At 68.9% G+C, this 16082-nt stretch carries 18 protein-coding genes; 3 read left to right on the top strand and 15 right to left on the bottom strand.

Features of this window, described 5'->3' with window-relative positions; translation table 11 throughout:
• Positions 1 to 602 precede the first annotated feature (602 nt).
• The 11 genes from ACTWQE_RS16595 to ACTWQE_RS16545 all read right to left on the bottom strand — a co-directional run bounded on the left by ACTWQE_RS16595 (position 603) and on the right by ACTWQE_RS16545 (position 8165).
• Positions 603 to 1475, bottom strand: coding sequence for a GNAT family N-acetyltransferase (locus tag ACTWQE_RS16595; RefSeq protein ID WP_443329713.1), 873 nt, complete (start codon positions 1473 to 1475; stop codon positions 603 to 605).
• A 73-nt stretch (positions 1476 to 1548) separates the two neighbouring features.
• A complete protein-coding gene (locus ACTWQE_RS16590; RefSeq protein ID WP_443329715.1) occupies positions 1549 to 2778 on the bottom strand; it encodes an asparagine synthase-related protein in 1230 nt (409 codons plus the stop codon).
• A 98-nt stretch (positions 2779 to 2876) separates the two neighbouring features.
• Positions 2877 to 3014 carry a lariocidin/triculamin family lasso peptide core domain gene (locus ACTWQE_RS16585; RefSeq protein ID WP_443329712.1) on the bottom strand — a complete coding sequence of 46 codons (138 nt, stop codon included), beginning with the start codon at positions 3012 to 3014 and terminating at the stop codon, positions 2877 to 2879.
• A gap of 571 nt (positions 3015 to 3585) precedes the next feature.
• Positions 3586 to 4503 carry a hypothetical protein gene (locus tag ACTWQE_RS16580; protein WP_443329711.1) on the bottom strand — a complete coding sequence of 306 codons (918 nt, stop codon included), beginning with the start codon at positions 4501 to 4503 and terminating at the stop codon, positions 3586 to 3588.
• A 102-nt stretch (positions 4504 to 4605) separates the two neighbouring features.
• Positions 4606 to 4911, bottom strand: coding sequence for a hypothetical protein (locus tag ACTWQE_RS16575; protein WP_443329710.1), 306 nt, complete (start codon positions 4909 to 4911; stop codon positions 4606 to 4608).
• Positions 4912 to 5013: 102 nt separating this feature from the next.
• On the bottom strand, positions 5014 to 5367 hold the full coding sequence (locus tag ACTWQE_RS16570) for a DUF3846 domain-containing protein (protein ID WP_443329709.1): 354 nt from the start codon (positions 5365 to 5367) through the stop codon (positions 5014 to 5016).
• Between the two features lie 190 nt (positions 5368 to 5557).
• Positions 5558 to 5740, bottom strand: coding sequence for a hypothetical protein (locus tag ACTWQE_RS16565; protein WP_443329708.1), 183 nt, complete (start codon positions 5738 to 5740; stop codon positions 5558 to 5560).
• A gap of 308 nt (positions 5741 to 6048) precedes the next feature.
• Complete coding sequence (locus ACTWQE_RS16560) at positions 6049 to 6342, bottom strand: hypothetical protein (protein ID WP_443329707.1); 294 nt, start codon at positions 6340 to 6342, stop codon at positions 6049 to 6051.
• Positions 6343 to 6444: 102 nt separating this feature from the next.
• Complete coding sequence (locus ACTWQE_RS16555) at positions 6445 to 6867, bottom strand: hypothetical protein (protein ID WP_443329706.1); 423 nt, start codon at positions 6865 to 6867, stop codon at positions 6445 to 6447.
• An 89-nt stretch (positions 6868 to 6956) separates the two neighbouring features.
• Positions 6957 to 7655, bottom strand: coding sequence for a hypothetical protein (locus ACTWQE_RS16550; protein ID WP_443329705.1), 699 nt, complete (start codon positions 7653 to 7655; stop codon positions 6957 to 6959).
• A 120-nt stretch (positions 7656 to 7775) separates the two neighbouring features.
• Positions 7776 to 8165 (bottom strand): WYL domain-containing protein, encoded by a 390-nt coding sequence (locus tag ACTWQE_RS16545; RefSeq protein WP_443329704.1) that lies wholly within the window; start codon positions 8163 to 8165, stop codon positions 7776 to 7778.
• Between the two features lie 312 nt (positions 8166 to 8477).
• Here ACTWQE_RS16545 and ACTWQE_RS16540 point away from each other — a divergent pair, with 312 nt between their 5' ends.
• On the top strand, positions 8478 to 8681 hold the full coding sequence (locus ACTWQE_RS16540) for a hypothetical protein (RefSeq protein ID WP_443329703.1): 204 nt from the start codon (positions 8478 to 8480) through the stop codon (positions 8679 to 8681).
• A gap of 577 nt (positions 8682 to 9258) precedes the next feature.
• Here ACTWQE_RS16540 and ACTWQE_RS16535 read toward each other — a convergent pair.
• Positions 9259 to 9432, bottom strand: a complete 174-nt coding sequence (locus ACTWQE_RS16535; RefSeq protein WP_443329702.1) for a hypothetical protein — start codon at positions 9430 to 9432, stop codon at positions 9259 to 9261.
• A 345-nt stretch (positions 9433 to 9777) separates the two neighbouring features.
• Here ACTWQE_RS16535 and ACTWQE_RS16530 point away from each other — a divergent pair, with 345 nt between their 5' ends.
• On the top strand, positions 9778 to 11946 hold the full coding sequence (locus tag ACTWQE_RS16530) for a hypothetical protein (protein WP_443329701.1): 2169 nt from the start codon (positions 9778 to 9780) through the stop codon (positions 11944 to 11946).
• A 494-nt stretch (positions 11947 to 12440) separates the two neighbouring features.
• Here the strand turns inward: ACTWQE_RS16530 and ACTWQE_RS16525 are convergent, their stop codons facing one another.
• Positions 12441 to 12602, bottom strand: coding sequence for a hypothetical protein (locus ACTWQE_RS16525; protein WP_443329700.1), 162 nt, complete (start codon positions 12600 to 12602; stop codon positions 12441 to 12443).
• A gap of 489 nt (positions 12603 to 13091) precedes the next feature.
• Between ACTWQE_RS16525 and ACTWQE_RS16520 the strand changes: the two genes are divergently transcribed.
• Positions 13092 to 14111 carry a DinB/UmuC family translesion DNA polymerase gene (locus ACTWQE_RS16520; protein WP_443329699.1) on the top strand — a complete coding sequence of 340 codons (1020 nt, stop codon included), beginning with the start codon at positions 13092 to 13094 and terminating at the stop codon, positions 14109 to 14111.
• Positions 14112 to 14125: 14 nt separating this feature from the next.
• On the opposite strand, the gene ACTWQE_RS16515 is transcribed toward ACTWQE_RS16520, so the two are convergent.
• Together ACTWQE_RS16515 and ACTWQE_RS16510 are read right to left on the bottom strand one after the other, a co-directional pair.
• Complete coding sequence (locus ACTWQE_RS16515; protein WP_443329698.1) at positions 14126 to 15169, bottom strand: DUF6292 family protein; 1044 nt, start codon at positions 15167 to 15169, stop codon at positions 14126 to 14128.
• 66 nt (positions 15170 to 15235) lie between these two features.
• Positions 15236 to 15691, bottom strand: coding sequence for a hypothetical protein (locus ACTWQE_RS16510; RefSeq protein ID WP_443329697.1), 456 nt, complete (start codon positions 15689 to 15691; stop codon positions 15236 to 15238).
• Positions 15692 to 16082 lie beyond the last annotated feature (391 nt).

Raw genomic sequence — 16082 nt, 5'->3', positions numbered from 1 at the left:
CAGCGGCAAGCCGCTGCATAGCGAATGACTCCGCTAACGCTTCGTCAATTCCCGCGCAAGCGCGGGAATATGGATTCCGCAAGCGGAATCCTGAAAAGCAGTCAATTCCGCGCAAGCGCGGAATTGAGGGATTCCCGCAAGCGGGAATCCCGGGGCTGGCTGCGAGGGGAGGTGCATCACGTGCGGTGCCGTGTAAACCCTGGGAATCCCAGCCACCACCCCCACGGAGGAGTTGGCGGACCATCCCGCCCCGTGGGCGTCGGAGCCACCGCAGTGACGGGCTCCGCTGCGCTCCACCCGAACCCTCCCCAACTCTGGAGCCCCTACGGCCAACCTCAACAACACCCCACCAGCATATACCCGACCCGTCACCATTAAGGCGTGAACTGGCGATGCATCGCTCGACGAACGAACCTGTCGCAAGGGAGATGCATCATGATGATGCACTGTGTAGATTCTGGGAGCAGACCGCACCACACCCCGGGACCCCAGTGCCCCGGGATCCCCTGTCTGATTGCGCGCAATATTCCGCGAAAAGAAGAACACTGCAAAATGGAAAACAAAGGGCCCCTTTTCGGGGCCCTTTGTTGATTCCAGCCAGTTTATAGGGAGTAGGAATACAGCCGGTCGATTTCTGTAAACCCGGCTGACTCGTAGAGGGAGTTGGCCGCTGTCCGGTCGCGGTCATCTCCGGGGGGTGCGTCGTCATCGACGTAGAGGATCACTTGTGTGGCACCGAGCTGGGTGAGAGATTCCAGGGCCGTGCCAAGCATGGCCCGTCCGAGTCCCTGTCCGCGCGCGTGAGGCTCCACGCCGATCCACCACAGGACTCCGATTCCCTGCTGTGGCGGGCCCACAACGGCCTCGGCGATGACTTGCCCGCCCTGCCGGGCTTCGAGGCGGCGGGCATTCTTCCCGCTGGAATCGGGTGCCGCCGTGACGTGAGTGAGGCACGGCAGAGCGGTGTTGGGCAGTTCGGCCCGCATGTAGCGCCACAGCCGTTCTCCGGAAAACCCGGCTCGTTCCAACGCCTCGGCGGTGGTGCGCCGGTGACGGACCGGCAGTGCCTCCAACCCCAAGGAGAGGGCGGAGGCGAAGTCGAACGCATGCACCGGCCGGGGCGCGAGGGCGCCGAGAGCGTGCCGGATCAGTGCCTCGGCAGTCTGCGGATGTTCCCGGCAGTGCAGCCAGAGCAGCTGCCCTGTGTCGTCTTTGGGGCGGACCGCGTACGAGATCACACCGGCGACTGTTCCCCTCTCGTCGACAGCCACCCGGGTAGCAGGCCGCTCCAGCTCCGCCCACCACTGGGCATCCACGGGCGAGCGGCCCTCCAGTGCCTCGGTGAGCATTGCCGGTGTCGCCTCCGGTTGTCCCGGTAGCCGGTCAGCCGCGATCAGCCGCAGTACAGCGGACTGGTCGGCCGGAGTGTACGGGCGCAGCGACAGGGCAAGTGTGGGGCTCACGGTTATGACCATGGCCGGAGAACTCCTTTCTGTCCAGAAGGGCACGTGGGGCGGTATGTATGCCGCCCCACGTGCCCGGTAGGTGCTAGATGACCGCTCCTCGCTCTGCGGCTCCCAGAAGCCATTGTTCGACGGCAGAGAGGGCCAGCAGGGCTGCCGGATCGGTTTCCCTGCGGAGCGCTGCCCGGCAGACCAAGCCGGATTCGACACTCAGCAGCGGTGCGCTGGGGTCGAGGGTCCGGGCTTGCTCACCCAGAGCCGCGCTGAAGTACTGTTTATGGCGCGGCAGGTGGCGGAGCATCTCGGGCGGTAAGAGGGACAGGACGAGGGACTTGCAGCGCCAATAGCCGGTAGGCAGATCGGCGCGGTAGCGGTCGGCCAGCGGCACCGCGAAAGCGGCCGAGACGAACCGGTCGGTCAGGAACGGCGACGCTTCGGGCACTCCCCCGGCCGCCGGGATCGTCTCGTGCGGATAGAACGCCTCATACGCGTCCGCCTCCGCCCACGACCGGCTGCCGTGCGCGTGGTCGGCGATCCGGTCCGCAACCCACCTGCGGCCCCATGCGGTCGCGGCGGACCGGTACGGCTCGGCCAGCAGCGCGGGCGCTGTGATGCTGGTCCACTCGGGCCAGTTGGCCGCCCAGTACGCAGCGGATCGCAGCCGGGCAGGCGCATACCGGGTCAGGACCGCCAGGGCCTCGCCGAACAGGCCCGGCCCGGAACGGGCCACGTCTTGGGCGTAGCGCCGTGCCGCACGCAGGCTGTGCCGCCGGGCTATGGCCGTGGTGGCATAGCGCGGAACGCCCAGCAGTTCATCCGAGCCATCGCCCGACAGCAGCACGTCGGCTCCCCGCGCGGCAGCGCGCTCGGCCATGGCCGCATTCAGATCAGGGCGTGAGTCCAGCCGGGGGCCCAGCGGGCTCCAGCGTGGCTCTGCGTGGTGGCGCTTTGGATCGATAACCTCCAAATCGACAGTCGTCAGGTCCAGGTCGCGCAACAGGCCGGTGACCACGGGCACGCAGCTTCGGCCACGGTCATCGGTCATGTCCGCCGTGAACGCGATCACGCGGCGGCCGTCAGCCACAGCATGGGCGTGTACCAGAGTCATCAGGGAGTCCAGACCACCCGAGACCGATACACCAATGGTCTCGGCGTTCTCGGTCACCTCCCGCACCGACTCCGCGAAGGCGGCACGCAGACCGCCCGGATGCGGGGCGGGGACAACGGGACGCAGAGGGAGCCGATCGACTCCACGCCATAAGCTGAGCGGGAAAAACTCTCCCGTCAGCGCTGGCGGGGCCAGCAAGAGGGCCACCGCATTCAGATCTACCCCGGGGGCGGGGCCGAGCAGCACCAGCGGATCAACCGCCGTGCGCCCGGACCCGTCCCCGAAGGCTCGAACGAGAGAACTGATCACCGCAGGCGCGGAGCCAGGAAGTTGCGGACCGCGTCACGGACGACCGTCAGCGCGGGGCGCTTCGCCTCCCCGAAGGGCAGACCCCTCACACCCTTGGCGTGGGTGCCGTCACCGGGCTTCGACTTCGTGGACATCGAACATCAACTCCTTGAGTGTGTGTTTCCGGATTCGCTGGCCGACTGCCACCGCCGACCAACAAGACAACTATATCCCATGAGAGCCACACCTGTCTAGGGGTAAGGGGCCCGTCAGAGAAACAATTCCGGCAGGCCACACGGGGTTTCACGCCTGCCGGGGCACGGCATGGCAGGGTGGTGCCCGAAGCGCGCAGCGCCACGGGCCATACCCCCCGCAGCAAAACGCCGGCGCACGGGAGACGGCAGCGCGAAGCAAGGGAACGGGGCGCGCAGCGACCCGCGACCGACTGCCACACCCCGCAGCGCGTGAGAGCGCGCAGCACCCGGACCCGACCACAGCACAGCGGAGCCCCCGGCACGCAGCAAGGCGAAACGGGGCAGCACAGCGGACCCCTACCGCCGCCCAGCACCAACCCGCCACACCCCGCCCCGGCAAGCAAAAGGCAGGGACGGGGCGCTACGCCCGACCAGCCCCCCGGAGCAGCGGAGCCGACGCTTCGGTAGGCGGGGGCGGAAAAAATGGGCAGACAAAAGAAAAGGCCCCTTTCGGGGCCGTTTTCCGGGCGTTTCACATGGCCACTTCGAGCTGCTGCGCGCCCGGTTGCACCGGGCTGGACGTCTCCGGGCCGTAGACGACATTCCACGGGCCTGCCGTGGGCTTCGCTCGGGGCTCCAGCACCATCACGACCGGCGCGCTGCCGTCCGAGGGGATCACCGTGCGGCGAGCCGGGTCGGTCCGCTCGCCGAGCAGCCACTTGGTGACGATCCCGGTGAGCGTCTGGCCGGTTTCAGGGTGCTCCCAGGTCACCCAACTGCCGGGCGAATAGCAGCCGCTGGCGGGCTTCGGCGCGGTGCCCTTGCGGCGGTCCCGCAGCCACGCCTTGCGCACCCGCTCCGGGGTGTCGGCGGCGGCGCGGACGGTGCCGCAGACGCGCGGGATGCGCTTCTGAGCGTCTGCCAGGATCTCATCCCGCCTACCGGGCAGGTCGGCCGCGAACGCCTTCCGTACGGCCGTGTGGTCGGTCCCGCTGACGGACACCGTGACGGTCCACTCGCCCTGTACGCGGAAGATGCGCGTGGACTCCTGCCACTCGACCGGCTGAAAGGCCGCGCCCTTGGCATCGATGACGGCCAGAGCCTCCCGGCGCATCTCGCCCACCACCCGCTCGTACGCCTCCTTGCTCGCGGTCCGGCGCGTCTCCGCGACCGCTGCACGCCGCCAGCTCTCCACGGACGCATACAGGTGAACGACGTCGGCCGGGGGCTCGGCCGTCGCGATTTCGGCAAGCAGCGGGGCGACTTCCTGGATCACGCGGACCTCTGCTACCCGCTCCCAAGGCTGTTCGGCTCCGGCGTAGTACGCCGCCCAGCCCACAGGGCAGACGGTCTCGGGCAGGTGGGTGATGCTGCCGGACTCGGCGATACGGGCCGACAGGGTCAGGGCGCTGACGGACTGGCTGACGATGTCGGCGGTGTGCGTGCTCATCACGGGTGCCTTTCTCGGGGTGGTGTTCTCGGCGCGGTGGGGGTGCCACTCCCCCGCCGCCGGTGGTGCGGGCGTCCCCCACGTGCGGGGCCGGGTGGGTTGTCAGCCCCAGGTGACGCGCAGGCTCTGGGCCTGGGCGTACTCGGCGAGCTCGCGCAGCTCGTGCAGCCGCGACTGGACGTAGCCCTGGGAGCGGCCGCAGTCGATGAAGCGGCCGTCCGCGACGGCGGGGCGTCCGGCGTCCTCGGGTTCGAGGGCGAGCGCGAGCAGGACGCGATCGAGGAAAAGCTGGGCGTCCTCGTCGCCGTACGGCTCGGCGTATCCGAGGGTGTCCAGCACGCGGGCCGCGTTGGAGTTGGCCATGTTGACCGGCGCGCCAGTGAGTTCGGCGGTGAAGGTGACCGACATGGTGGGCTCCTGTCAGAGTGGTGGATGCTTCCGGCTGCGGCGGGTGCCACTTCCCGCCGCAGGGGGGCCGGAGCAGCCTCCCGGCTGCTCCGGCGGTGGGGCTTAGAGCTCCTCTTCGAGGCTGGTCAGCAGCGCCAGGAGCTTGTCCTTGGAGAGCGGCACCGTCTCGCCCTCGGCGTCCGCGCCGCCGGTCAGCAGGACGGGCCCGTGGTAGTCCTGGTAGGTGAAGCCGAAACGGAACGCCAGCACCGTCGCGAGCTTGTTGACTGGGTGGTTGTAGAGCCCTTCGTCGTCCAGCCACATGTCGAGCTGGCTGGTGAGCCCCACGACGTCCACCCGCTCGCAGCGGATCACGGAGCGCATGACGGTCAGTCGGGAGTCGGAGTCGGCGGGCAGGTTGACCGGGACGATGTCCGCCTCGGGGGTGATGAGCAGGGCGTCGGGCGTGCGGGTCATGGGGTGACTCCATCTCTCGCAGAGGTGTGTTCTCGGTGTTGGCCGACTGCCACCGCCGACCAACAAGACAACTATATCCCCATACTAATCACTGACGTCTATGGGAATCGCCCTTCACCGGCAGGGAATCGCTCCGCCGATCCGGGCCGGGTGGGGCGCAGCCTGTCGGGCTGCGCCCCGGTGACGGGCGTCAGGCCAGCACGGGCGGGGCGTCGGCGTACTCCGTGCCGGGCTCCGGCGGGATCGGCTCGCCCGTGGCGGCGTCCGTGCAGTAGGCGCTGAAGATCTCGGCCCGGTTGAGCGGGTGGGTGGTGCAGTCGCTCAGTCGCCATCCGAGAACTCGGGAAGTGTCGTCGGCGTGGTTGGTACGCAAACAACGCGATGACGTCGAGGGCGGCTTCCGCGTCAACGTCCGTGAACTCACCGACGTTGTGGAACGGCAGGACGGCCACAGCCCCACGGGCGCGGCCGGTGACCGAGACGGTCAGGGTGTGACACCCGTCACCGACCGCGCCAAAGAGGCCCATCAACAGGTCGGCGGCGCGCTCCGGGGTCGAGGGCATCGGGGGAAGTGTCATGGGTCTGCCTCGCTTTCGAGTGGGTGTTCTCGGCTCGGCGGGGGTGCCACTCCCCTACCGCAAGGGGCCGGAGCAGCCGGACGGCTGCTCCGGCCGCGGGTTGCTACTTGGACGGGTCGCCCTCGCCCTCAAGCTCAAGGACGCCGTAGTAGACGTAGGCCGGCATGACGAATGAGTTGGTGCGGGTGGGCCACGTTCGCGGGTGCTCTGTGACCATGCGGAACATGCGCCAGCCGTTCTCCGGCTCTACCTCCTGCCACTCCAGAACCCTGCCGAAGCCAGCCAGCCGGTCACCTACGGACAGATTCGAGATCTGGGTGCGGTAGCGCGGCTTACCGTTCCGGTCCTGACCGTCGCGCTCCAGCAGATGGACGCGGGGATGGGTAGAGGTGCTCATCGAGCTTCCCTTCTCTGGTGGGTGTTCTCGGCGCGGCGGGGGTGCCACTCCCCCGCCGCTGGGGCCGGGGGCGCAGCGGGTCGGCTGCGCCCCGGGGGTTGGTCAGTCCTGGACGAGTCGCAGGGCGCAGGCCTGGGCGGCCACATCGAGGGTCAGAAAGCACCTCTGGATGCTGTCCAGGACGATCAGGTCGGTGACGTCGTCGAAGCCCTTGGGGGCACTGGCGAGCATGCGGACGTAGAAGGAGAACGCGAGCGCGTCGAGCTCCTTGGCCGGGCCGGTCTTGGGGAGCGGCGGGTTGGTGCGCAGGGCCGCGATGTACGCGAGGGCCAGCAGTCCGAACATGTCGGATTCGATGATCTCTTCGATCTTCCAGCCGGTGCGCTGCGTCAGCGGCACCATGCGGGCCAGGAGGTAGCCCATGGCGTCTTCCATCTCGGCCTCGGTGTAGGGCATTTCCGGCTCGGGGGCCGGTGCCGGGGCGGGGACGGCTGAGAGGTGACGGCGGGCGTTCTCATTCGGCATGGTTCTCCTCGGTTGGGAGTGTGCGCTTTCGGCTGCGGATCAACTGCCACCACCGATCCGCATACATCAATTATGCATTCTCCGAGTATTCATTTCAAGTGGTTCTGGATCAATTCGCGGCCGCATTTCCCGTGGTCGGGGCGGGTTTTGGGCCCCGGGGGCGGGGCACTGCGCGTCGCAGATGGTCCGCCCGCCTCGGTGTTGAGGCGGCGCCGAATGGTCGTGTCCTTCTCGGCGCGGCCGAGTTCGTCGGCGTGGTAGCCGATGACGCGGCGGAAGGTACGCGCGCCGAACTCGGCGGCGGCCCAGCTGTCGAGAACCCAACCCTTGAAGCGGATGGAGCAGCGGCGCTGGCCGTTCGCGAGCTGCGGCACGGTGCCGGCCGCGCGCAGTTCGTCGGACAGGCGCCAGGGGCCGGCGGCGTGGATGCGGCACGGCGTGCGGGAGTCGTCGAGGACCAGGACGCCGTTGGTGTCGCTCTTGCCGCCCCGGCAGACCTGGACCAGGCGCACCGAGCGGGCGCGCAACAGCGGCAGGACCAGGCGGTTGACGTAGTCGAGTGAGTCGACGAACTCATCCCCGGTGATGGCGTGAACGACGATCAGGTCCGACAGGTCCGGCTCCAGGCCGTGCGCGGCCGGATCGGCCAGGAACATCAGCAGGATGGCCGTACTGTCAGCGCCCAGCCCGTAGGACAGGACGGTGGGGCGCTTGGGGTGGAACGTGGCAGGTGTCGCGGGAGCGGTGCGGGCGGGGGCGAGCTGTGGCGCCGGGGCGTGGACGGACATGCGCGTGACTCCGGGAGTTCGGAGAGCGGCGGCGCGGGAGGTGTGCTCCGCGCCGCCGCGCAGTGCTGAAGGGGGTGGGCCGGGGCGGTGGGCCCGCCCGGTGGGGGCGGGCCCGCGCGCTTATGCGGCCAGCACCAACGGCTTCAGGTCCGGGTAATCGCGGTCCATCTCCAGGGAGATCAGCTCGGCCTCGGTCTCCGCAGCGTGGGTGAAGCAGGTCTCACCGGTCGGGGCGTCCAGCACGAAGCGCATCCGGTGGATCGTGTAGGAGACGATCTGCTCGGGGTGGAAGGTGCGCATCTCGCCGCGCATCCGGCACATGGCCCGGACGATGATGCGGCCCTTGCTGGTGGTGCGGATGTCGTGGATCTCGATGGTGCGCACCGACTCTTCGCTGTCGCTGTCGATGTAGGTGATGGTCACGGCCCGCTTGCCGTCCATCGCGCGGATCAGGTCGGCCAGGGTGCGGGTGGAGGTCTGACGGGCGGTGCGCTTCATCGTGTTGAACATCGGGATCTCCCAGCGACGTGGTGTGTCTTCGGTGTTGGCCGACTGCCACCGCCGACCAACAAGACAACTATATCCTATAAGGATCACAAAGAGAAGCGAGAACACCCCCCGTCTCGACTTTTCCCGGAAGCCCCATCGACCCCGGCAGCCACCCCCGGGATCTCCCCCTTTCGCCACAGTGCCGCCGGATCCACCCTGTTGACCCTGTGATGCATAGCAGATATAGTTGTTTCAGTCGCCGGGCAGTGGCAGCCGGGCGGCGACCGAGAAACACGCACGTCAACAAGTCAACAGCGGACAGGAGCCCCCGAGATGGCCCGTACTTTCCACGACCGCCCCGCCCGCCTCCAGTACGAGGAGCGGCCCTGGCTGGCCCCCTTCCTGAAGGACGGCAGCCGGACGTGGCTTCAGCGGGCGGCGCACAAGCGGGACCGCGCTGCGCTCAAGCTGGCGCTGCGCACCGGCAGCGAGCCGCCGCTCCCCCAGCGCCGCCGCATCGACCGCGACGCGCACTGATTCGGCCCGACGAAACGGCCCCGCACCGGCGGGGCCGTTTCGCGTCCTGCGGACGGCGCAGCCCGTGGATGGACAGCGGACAAGCGAGAGCCTCGCCGACGGGGGGCGGCGAGGCTGCAACCAGTGTGGCAGGAGCGCGCCGCCGATGTGCCCGTTTTGCCGCGCAGAGCGACAGCAGCGAGGCGCGCCCGTCGGCGGCCGGACGGCGCCAGCCCGCGTGGCGCACGCGGTCGCTGGAGGCGAGCCCGGCCGACTGCGAGGCCGGAGGAGGCAGCGGGGACGGGAGGCTGAGGAGAGGAGGGTGAAGCGAGGGAGGGACGACAGAGCGAGAAGGCCGCGCCGGGCCGTCAAAACAACAAGCCTCTTCCTCCGACTATCGCGGAGAAAGAGGTGTCGGCGTACGAAAGGAGCTTACCCAGGGTGTCTGACCAGTCAAAACGCTCAAGATCACGAAAGGGGGGTTCACACCTCCGGTAGTACCTCCGGCGCAACTTTGGGTCCGCCTGTGCAGACAACTGTGCAGACAACTGTGGGTGCAACCCTCTTCGAGGGCGCCGCCGACAGGCTTGCCCAGACCTCACGGACCGCCCGAGCCGTCGAACTGGCGCAGAAAGTCGGCCAGCCGCCGGCGCTGGCGCTGCTCTTCGGCGAGCTGCCGGGCGAGCTGGGAGCGGTCGATATGGGACTCCACCGCTTCGAGATTCGAGCGGCTCGCCGTCACCCCCGAGCAGGCGGCGCAGGAGATACCCATCAATCTGTTCCCGATGGACGTGGCCCCCGCTTCCCTGCCAGCAGTCGCCCATTATCGACGGATCGGAGTACCCTGACCTCTAGTCGCGCCCTTAACAGGGCGGCGTACCACTCCGGAGATAGCGCTCTGGAGGCCCCAGTCGGGGCTTGTGGGTGCTCGCGCAGCCAGTGATCAGAACTGGACTGCGCGACGCGACCGACTTTCGGTACCGCCCAACTGCTGAGTGACGCAGCGTGGACTCTGTGATCCCCACGTTCCTCCCGGATGAGTACACCCCTCAGTCCGTGGCAGGCAGGGCCCGGCGCGTGCCGGACGCTCCCAGGATCACCCGGAAGGACAGGCAGTATGTCTACTGCCCCCCGGTTCCAGGAACCGCAGATCAACCAGACCAACGAGCGCTGGGACCCCGTCACACTGAAGGTAGGCGACGAGTTCCTGACGGTCACCAACTTCGGCCGTGAGCTGCCGACCCCGTCCGATGTCCGGGAGCGCAGCAAGCTCGTCCGGGCGGGCGAGAAGAACCCGTACTGTGGTCTGCCGCAGGACGCCTGGCACGCTCTGTCTCGCGCAGTCGTCCACCCAGCCGCGCTCGCGGCGCAGCTGCAGCACCAGCCTGTCATTGAGGAGCGCGTGGGCGGCGCGACACTGTCCTCGGTCAACGGCCGTATCTGGCTGACTGAAGCATTCCCCCTGGTACAACCTCGCATCGGCCAGGATCCCCACTCCGAGACCGCCCCCGAGATCGAGGGTGAGCTGACGGACGACGGAATCCCCCAGGCGATGCTCGTGTATCGGTTTCGTGATCGCGACCACCTGAAGGGCTACCTCAGGCAGACGATCATCGCGACGCGCAGCGCCAACAAGCAGTACGACGAGTCGATCCTCGCCCGCCAGATCACCCGCGCGATCGTCGCGCATGTCGCACGTCTGGAATTCTCCGACGGCACCGAGCCCATCTACGTGCTGGTCGTACGGGACGGCATTACCCGGGTGGTCAGCGCCTGGGGCGCCCTGTGCGGGGAAGGCGCGACCCCGGAGGAGATCGCCGACCGTGCCGACGAAGTCCTCCTGGCCGAGAAGCCCGCACGCCGCGGCACGCAGCAACCGCTGAGCCAGCGCATGGGACTCGGACGGCACGGTGAACTCGATAAGCTCAGGGCCGCGTTCATCGCCGGACTGAGCGACAGCGTTCCCACCGAGGAAGCGGTCAGGATCGGGCAGACCCTTGTCCTTCCGGCCCAGATCGCCGTAGGTCTGCAGGTTCACCCCGGGGGTACCGGACTGCCGCCCAGCGAGGTGTTCGATGACGCCATCCGGAGCATCCTCTCCTCGATCCACGTCGAGTTCGGTATGTGGGACTCCGCCGCGCAGAACGCCGAAATCGGGTCGCGCGCACTGAAGCGGACCAAGCTCGAGGGGGTCCCCAACAACAGCGGGATCAGCCTGACGGACGTCTACCAGCTCGCCGTCGGGCAGTACGGCCCCGATCAGACGCCGAAGGTGTTCAACGACCCGGCCCTGCCCGGCAACGAGCTCTGGCGGGCCGTGTGCCTGGTCCACTTCCTGACCCGGGCCGACGTCTATGAGGTCATGAAGAGGCACGTCAAGGCCATCAGCGGAAAACAGAAGCTCTACCGGAAGAGCTACGCCGACATCCTCGGGCCGATCATCGACCAGCCGTGGCGGTCAGCGAAGAAGCAGACCCTGCGCCAGGCCCGGAACGCCTGGTCCAATGGCGGCGTCCTCACAAAGGAGGTCATGGATGTCGATTGGCAGCCCCAGCCATGCTCTGACTTCACCAACCTCCTAGAAGCGGCACAGGCCGATGACCCCGACGCGCGGCTCACCCTCGCCGTCGCCGGAGGTATCGCGCTGATCACCGACAAGCTGCTGACCCGCAATGTCGGCTCTGCCGTGGGGAAGACGGTGCCCTTCCGCGCCGATGTCGACGATGTCATCAGCGACCTCTCCCGCGCCGACAACAAAGCCGGACTCATGCTGCTCGCGCATGCGGCCGATCGGTTCGAGGCCCAGCGGGTGGCGGTGAACTCCTTCACGGACAAGCAACTACTCAACGACGACGACGAGACCGAGACCGACCGCTACACGCTCATCGACATCGACCCGGACACGGAGGACGGCATCGCCCGGGACGGCACCGGCGCACCGCGCCGCCTCGCTGAATACAGGGTCGTACAGCTGTCCAATCCTCAGCGCGCTGCGCGTGCCGAGGAGGAACTGGCTCTGGAGACCGAAGACGTCTCCAAGCCGATTCCGGAACAGATGAGGGACCAGCGGAACAAACTGCAGCACTACCTCACCGACGGCTGGAGCACACTCGGCAAGCTCATCGCGCTGAGTCAAAACCCTGACGCCGGCACCACCCACCCCCTCGGATCACACGGCCAGTGGCTGAAGATCTCCAAACTCGCCGTGAAGGTACAGTCCACAATCTCCGTCAACGAGCCGCCGGAAGGGCCCGATACCGGCAACAAGGACGCCGACACCGACTGACTGAGTACTCCACTCAGCGCAGCTGCGTCTCGATCACTCTCACTGGTGCTGGGGCCTGCACCACTGCAGGCCCCACGCTGGCGGAGGGAAACGGGCAGATGGTCGCGATAGCGGGCGAGAACAGCGTCGACCGCTGTCAGCACTCGGAGAGTCTCCCGTTTGGGCCGCCAGTGCGGCTGCGGCCCGCGGGGGCGCTTGTTCGGCATCGCAGCCTCTGTAGCCAGAGTCCGCCCATGGCGTCCTTTTCCTCAAGAGGCCGATGACCGGCTGTTTCACTCGGGAGGCGTGGGCGTTGTCGCGTCCGCGGTTGAGCTGGGCCATGAGCTCGCGGTTGGCCGCACGGGCGGCGACGAGGTCATCGTCACGGTCCTGGAGCTTGAGCTCCAGGTCGACCACCTGCTGTTCGAGCGTGGTGATCCGGGCCTGGAGTTGTTCGGTGTCGTCCGGGCCGCCAATGCCGGACTCTCGCCAGACCTGCTCGCCCAGGACCTCGCTCAGGCGGCGTTCGAGACGGCGGACCAGGGTGGCAAGGCGGGCGGTGCGGGCATCGGGTCGCGGGCGGTGCGTCCCCACACGACGTCCACGTACGACTGGGAGCCGAAGCCGCGTACGACCAGGACGGGGATGCCGAGGTCGGCCAGCCATTCGGTGAACATGCGGCGCAGCGTGTCTCGGCTGCGACGTACAGCGCGGTTCTCTGGCCAGCGGTGCGGTCCAGGGCGAACCATCCGGGGACGTCGGCGAGGAACGCGGGGGCGTCGGTCCAGGCCGCAGGGACGTGGACTTCGCGCAGGGTGTCGATCAGGTCGGGGAAGTGGCCGTCGCGGCGGGACTGGGCCAGTTGGGAGGACAGGCGCCGGTAGGTGGGCGGCGTGTTGGGGATGAGTCCTTCGGCGACGAGGCGGTAGTGGACCTGGCGCAGCGTGCAGCCCAGTTCCCCGTACGCGGTCACGATTGCCCGGGCGCGGTCGACGATGGCGGGCCAGTGGATGCGTCCCATACCGGTACATATGTACCCGATGGCGTTGCTGCTGGTCAGGGTGCCGGGCAAGCCTCGGGTGGAGGTGGGCGAGCCCTGTCCGGGCGCCCCGGACGATGCGTGTTCGATTCTTGTTCGAGTACGGTGAGGGGTGGGAGGTGTCGCCATGGACGCGCAGCACGACCATGCCGTGGGGGCCGGTTCGCCGATCCTTCATCTGCGCTGCCCGCGGGAGGTCGATCCCGAGTTGTACCGCCTGCTGCTCGGCCTGGTGGCGGATGTGACTCCGGTGGTGCAGGCCCTGCCGCCGTCCGCTGCCGTGGCGGATGTCTCCGGCAGCGTGCGGTTCTTCGATCGCGATCCGGCAGAGCTGGCCCGGATGATCCGGGCGCGGGCGCTGGCGCTGTTCGGCTTGCCTGTGGCGATCGGGGTGGGGCCGAACCGGACGGTCGCGGCGATGGCGTCCCGGGAGCCGGGGCGGGGCGGCGTGCGTGCGGTCGGCTCCAGTTCGGAGGCGGTGGCGGCGTTCCTTCACCCGCGGCCGGTTGGTGAGCTACATGGCATCGGCAGCGCTCAGGAGCGGACGCTGACGAAGTTCGGGGTGCACACGATCGGGCTGCTGGCGAATCTGCCGGAGGCGACGGTGCAGCGGGTGCTGGGCGGGAAGGCGGGCCGGCAGCTGCGCGAGCGGGCCCGCGGAGTTGACCGTCGCAGGGTGGTGCCGGCCGAGCTGCCGCACAGCGCGGCCGCGCAGCTCCGTTTTCCGGCCGACACCCTGGCCCCGGAGCTGGTGCGCTCCGCGCTGCTGTCGCTGGCGGTCGAGCTCGGCGAGCGGCTGCGAACGCGCCGACAGGCGGCGCAGGCCGTGACCATGACGGTGACCTTCGCCGACCGCACCCAGATCCACCGCAGCCGCCAGCTGCCCGGCGGGCCGTCTGCGCACACCGACGATCTGCGTTACGTGGCGTACGAGATGTACCGGGCTCTGGGGCTGCAGCGGGCCCGGGTGCGGGCGGTCGCCTTGCGCTGCGAGCAGCTGGTGGACGCGGCCGCGGCCTGCGAGCAGCTCTCCTTCGACGCCGACCGGGAGCACCGGCTGCGCGCCGAGCAGGCCATCGACGCGCTCAACGCCCGCTTCGGCTCCGGCACCGTGGGCCCCGCGGCGAGCTACCTGCAGGCCGGCTGAACCTCTCAGCAGGGTCAAGCCTTGGGGCGCTTGGAGCCCTTGCGGCCGTCGGTGAGCGCCTCGAGCAGCTCGGCCGACTGCGGCCGGATGCTGCTGCCGAGGTAGCGGATGCCCTCGCCTTCCGGGGCGGTGCCGGTGTCCTTGCCGATCGGGTGGCGCCGGCTGGTCGTGGTGCGCCATCCGTACCGCTCGTCCCACACCAGCGCCGGCGAACTCTGGCCGGCGGTGAGCGGGACGGCGGCCGCCAGGTGCTCGTCTCCGAGTTGGCGCACCTCGACCTGGACCGGCTCGGCGACGCCGGCCTCGGCCAGGGCGTCGGCGACCTGCTGCAGGTACGGGCGGGCGCGGCGGGTGCGCAGTTCAGCCTCGGCGATGGTCGCGGCGCCGTGGTGGGTGACGGTGGGGTAGCCGAGGTGCTCGGCGGCCTCGATCGGGGTGAGCTCGGGGGTGGCCTCGACCAGGTCGGCGATGCGCCGGCCGCGGAGCTGCGCGAGGCCTGCCTGGGCGGTGGGGAACTTCGCGATTCCGAGGGTGTCGGCGACCTCGTTGATCGTGATCTCCGGGTTGGTGTCGAGCAGTTCGGCGATGCGGGGAAGGATCTGGTCTCGGGGGATCATGTCGCCGCTGCCGGCGCGGCGGCCGCCGCCGGCGCCGCGGCCGGGCCGGTCGGCCTTGTACTCGCGGACGACGCGGCGCGGCCAGTGTTCCGTGCCGTCCTCTGCGGGGACGAGGACAACCTCCTCGGCCAGCTTGGGGTCGCTCTTGTACTTGTTCCAGCTGGCCGGCGTGACGCCGAGCTCGGCGGCGGCCTCGTGGCGGTCCAGCAAGTCCTCGTCGTCGTCGACCTCCGGCAGGGCCGGAACGGGCTGGCCGGCGTGGAAGGCCTTCGTCTGCTCGCTGTCCCACAGCAGCGCCCTCGAGGTCGGCGAGCTGATCGGGGCGGGGTGCCCTTCCTGAGTGTGGGGCTTCTTGTTGCGGAAGGTGCCAAGCGGCATGCCCAGTTGGGCGGCCAGGTCGGACATGGTCTGTGCGTACTTGAGGCGTCCGGCGCGGATCATCTTCTTCGTTTCTCCATCACGGTGCGGGCGGGGCGCCGACGAGGGCGCCCCGCCCCGGGGCGGGCGTCAGGCGGTTGAGGGGTCCGGCAGGCAGTTCGGCAAGCACGGCTCGCCGGGATCAGCCAGGCATCCGTCGCAGCTGCGGGCGGCGGCGTCGATGAGCGGCCGAAGGTAGGCGAGGGCGCCGGCGGCGTGGGTGAGCGGGACAAGGTCGGTGGCGGTGATGACGTAGAGGGCGTGCGGGGCGCGGCGCGTGGTGTGGACGCGGATGCCGGCGGTGTCGCCCGGGCCCGAGGAGAGGTCGGGCAGGACGAGGCGGTCGGAGTGCCACTGGACGGTGACGCCGGCGTCGGCCAGATCGCGGGCGAGCTCGGCGAGTTCGGCGGTCGCGGCCGCGGCGGTGGCCGGCCACGCGAGGCGTGCGCTGTCAGAGGCGGTGTGGCGTGCGGCGTGCATGACGGCGGGGGCCTCGAGTTCCTGGACGTGATGGTCTGTATCGCGCCGGGCGAGGTAGATGGGCATGGGCTGCTCCTGGTGTGAGGTGTGTTCGGTGCTGGCGCGCTGCCACGACACGCCAACGAGACAACAATACCGCTTTTGCGTCACCGTCGGCAAGGAAGTCCGTACCCCATGTGGCGCCAGGCGGATACACTCACTGACGAGGCCACCTCTCGGGCTCTCCCGCGGAGTGTGTGTTTTCGGTTGGCCGGCGCCCTTGCCACCCGCTTCGGCGGATTGGGCGCCGGCCTTTTGCGTGCCCGCGAGTCGCCAGGCCGCCCCCGTCACGCATCAGCCAGGCAGCACAGCAGACGCCCGCAGGGATGCCACATTCCGCGATCGTGATGTGTATATGGTATAGTTGTTTTATCGTTCTGGCGGCTGGCCAGCACTCGAAGACGTATACGAAGAGCAC

Source organism: Streptomyces sp. 8N706, from assembly GCF_052245415.1.
Lineage (GTDB): Bacteria > Actinomycetota > Actinomycetes > Streptomycetales > Streptomycetaceae > Streptomyces.
Note: the sequence above shows the minus strand (reverse complement) of the source record. Positions and strands in the feature narration are given on the sequence as shown.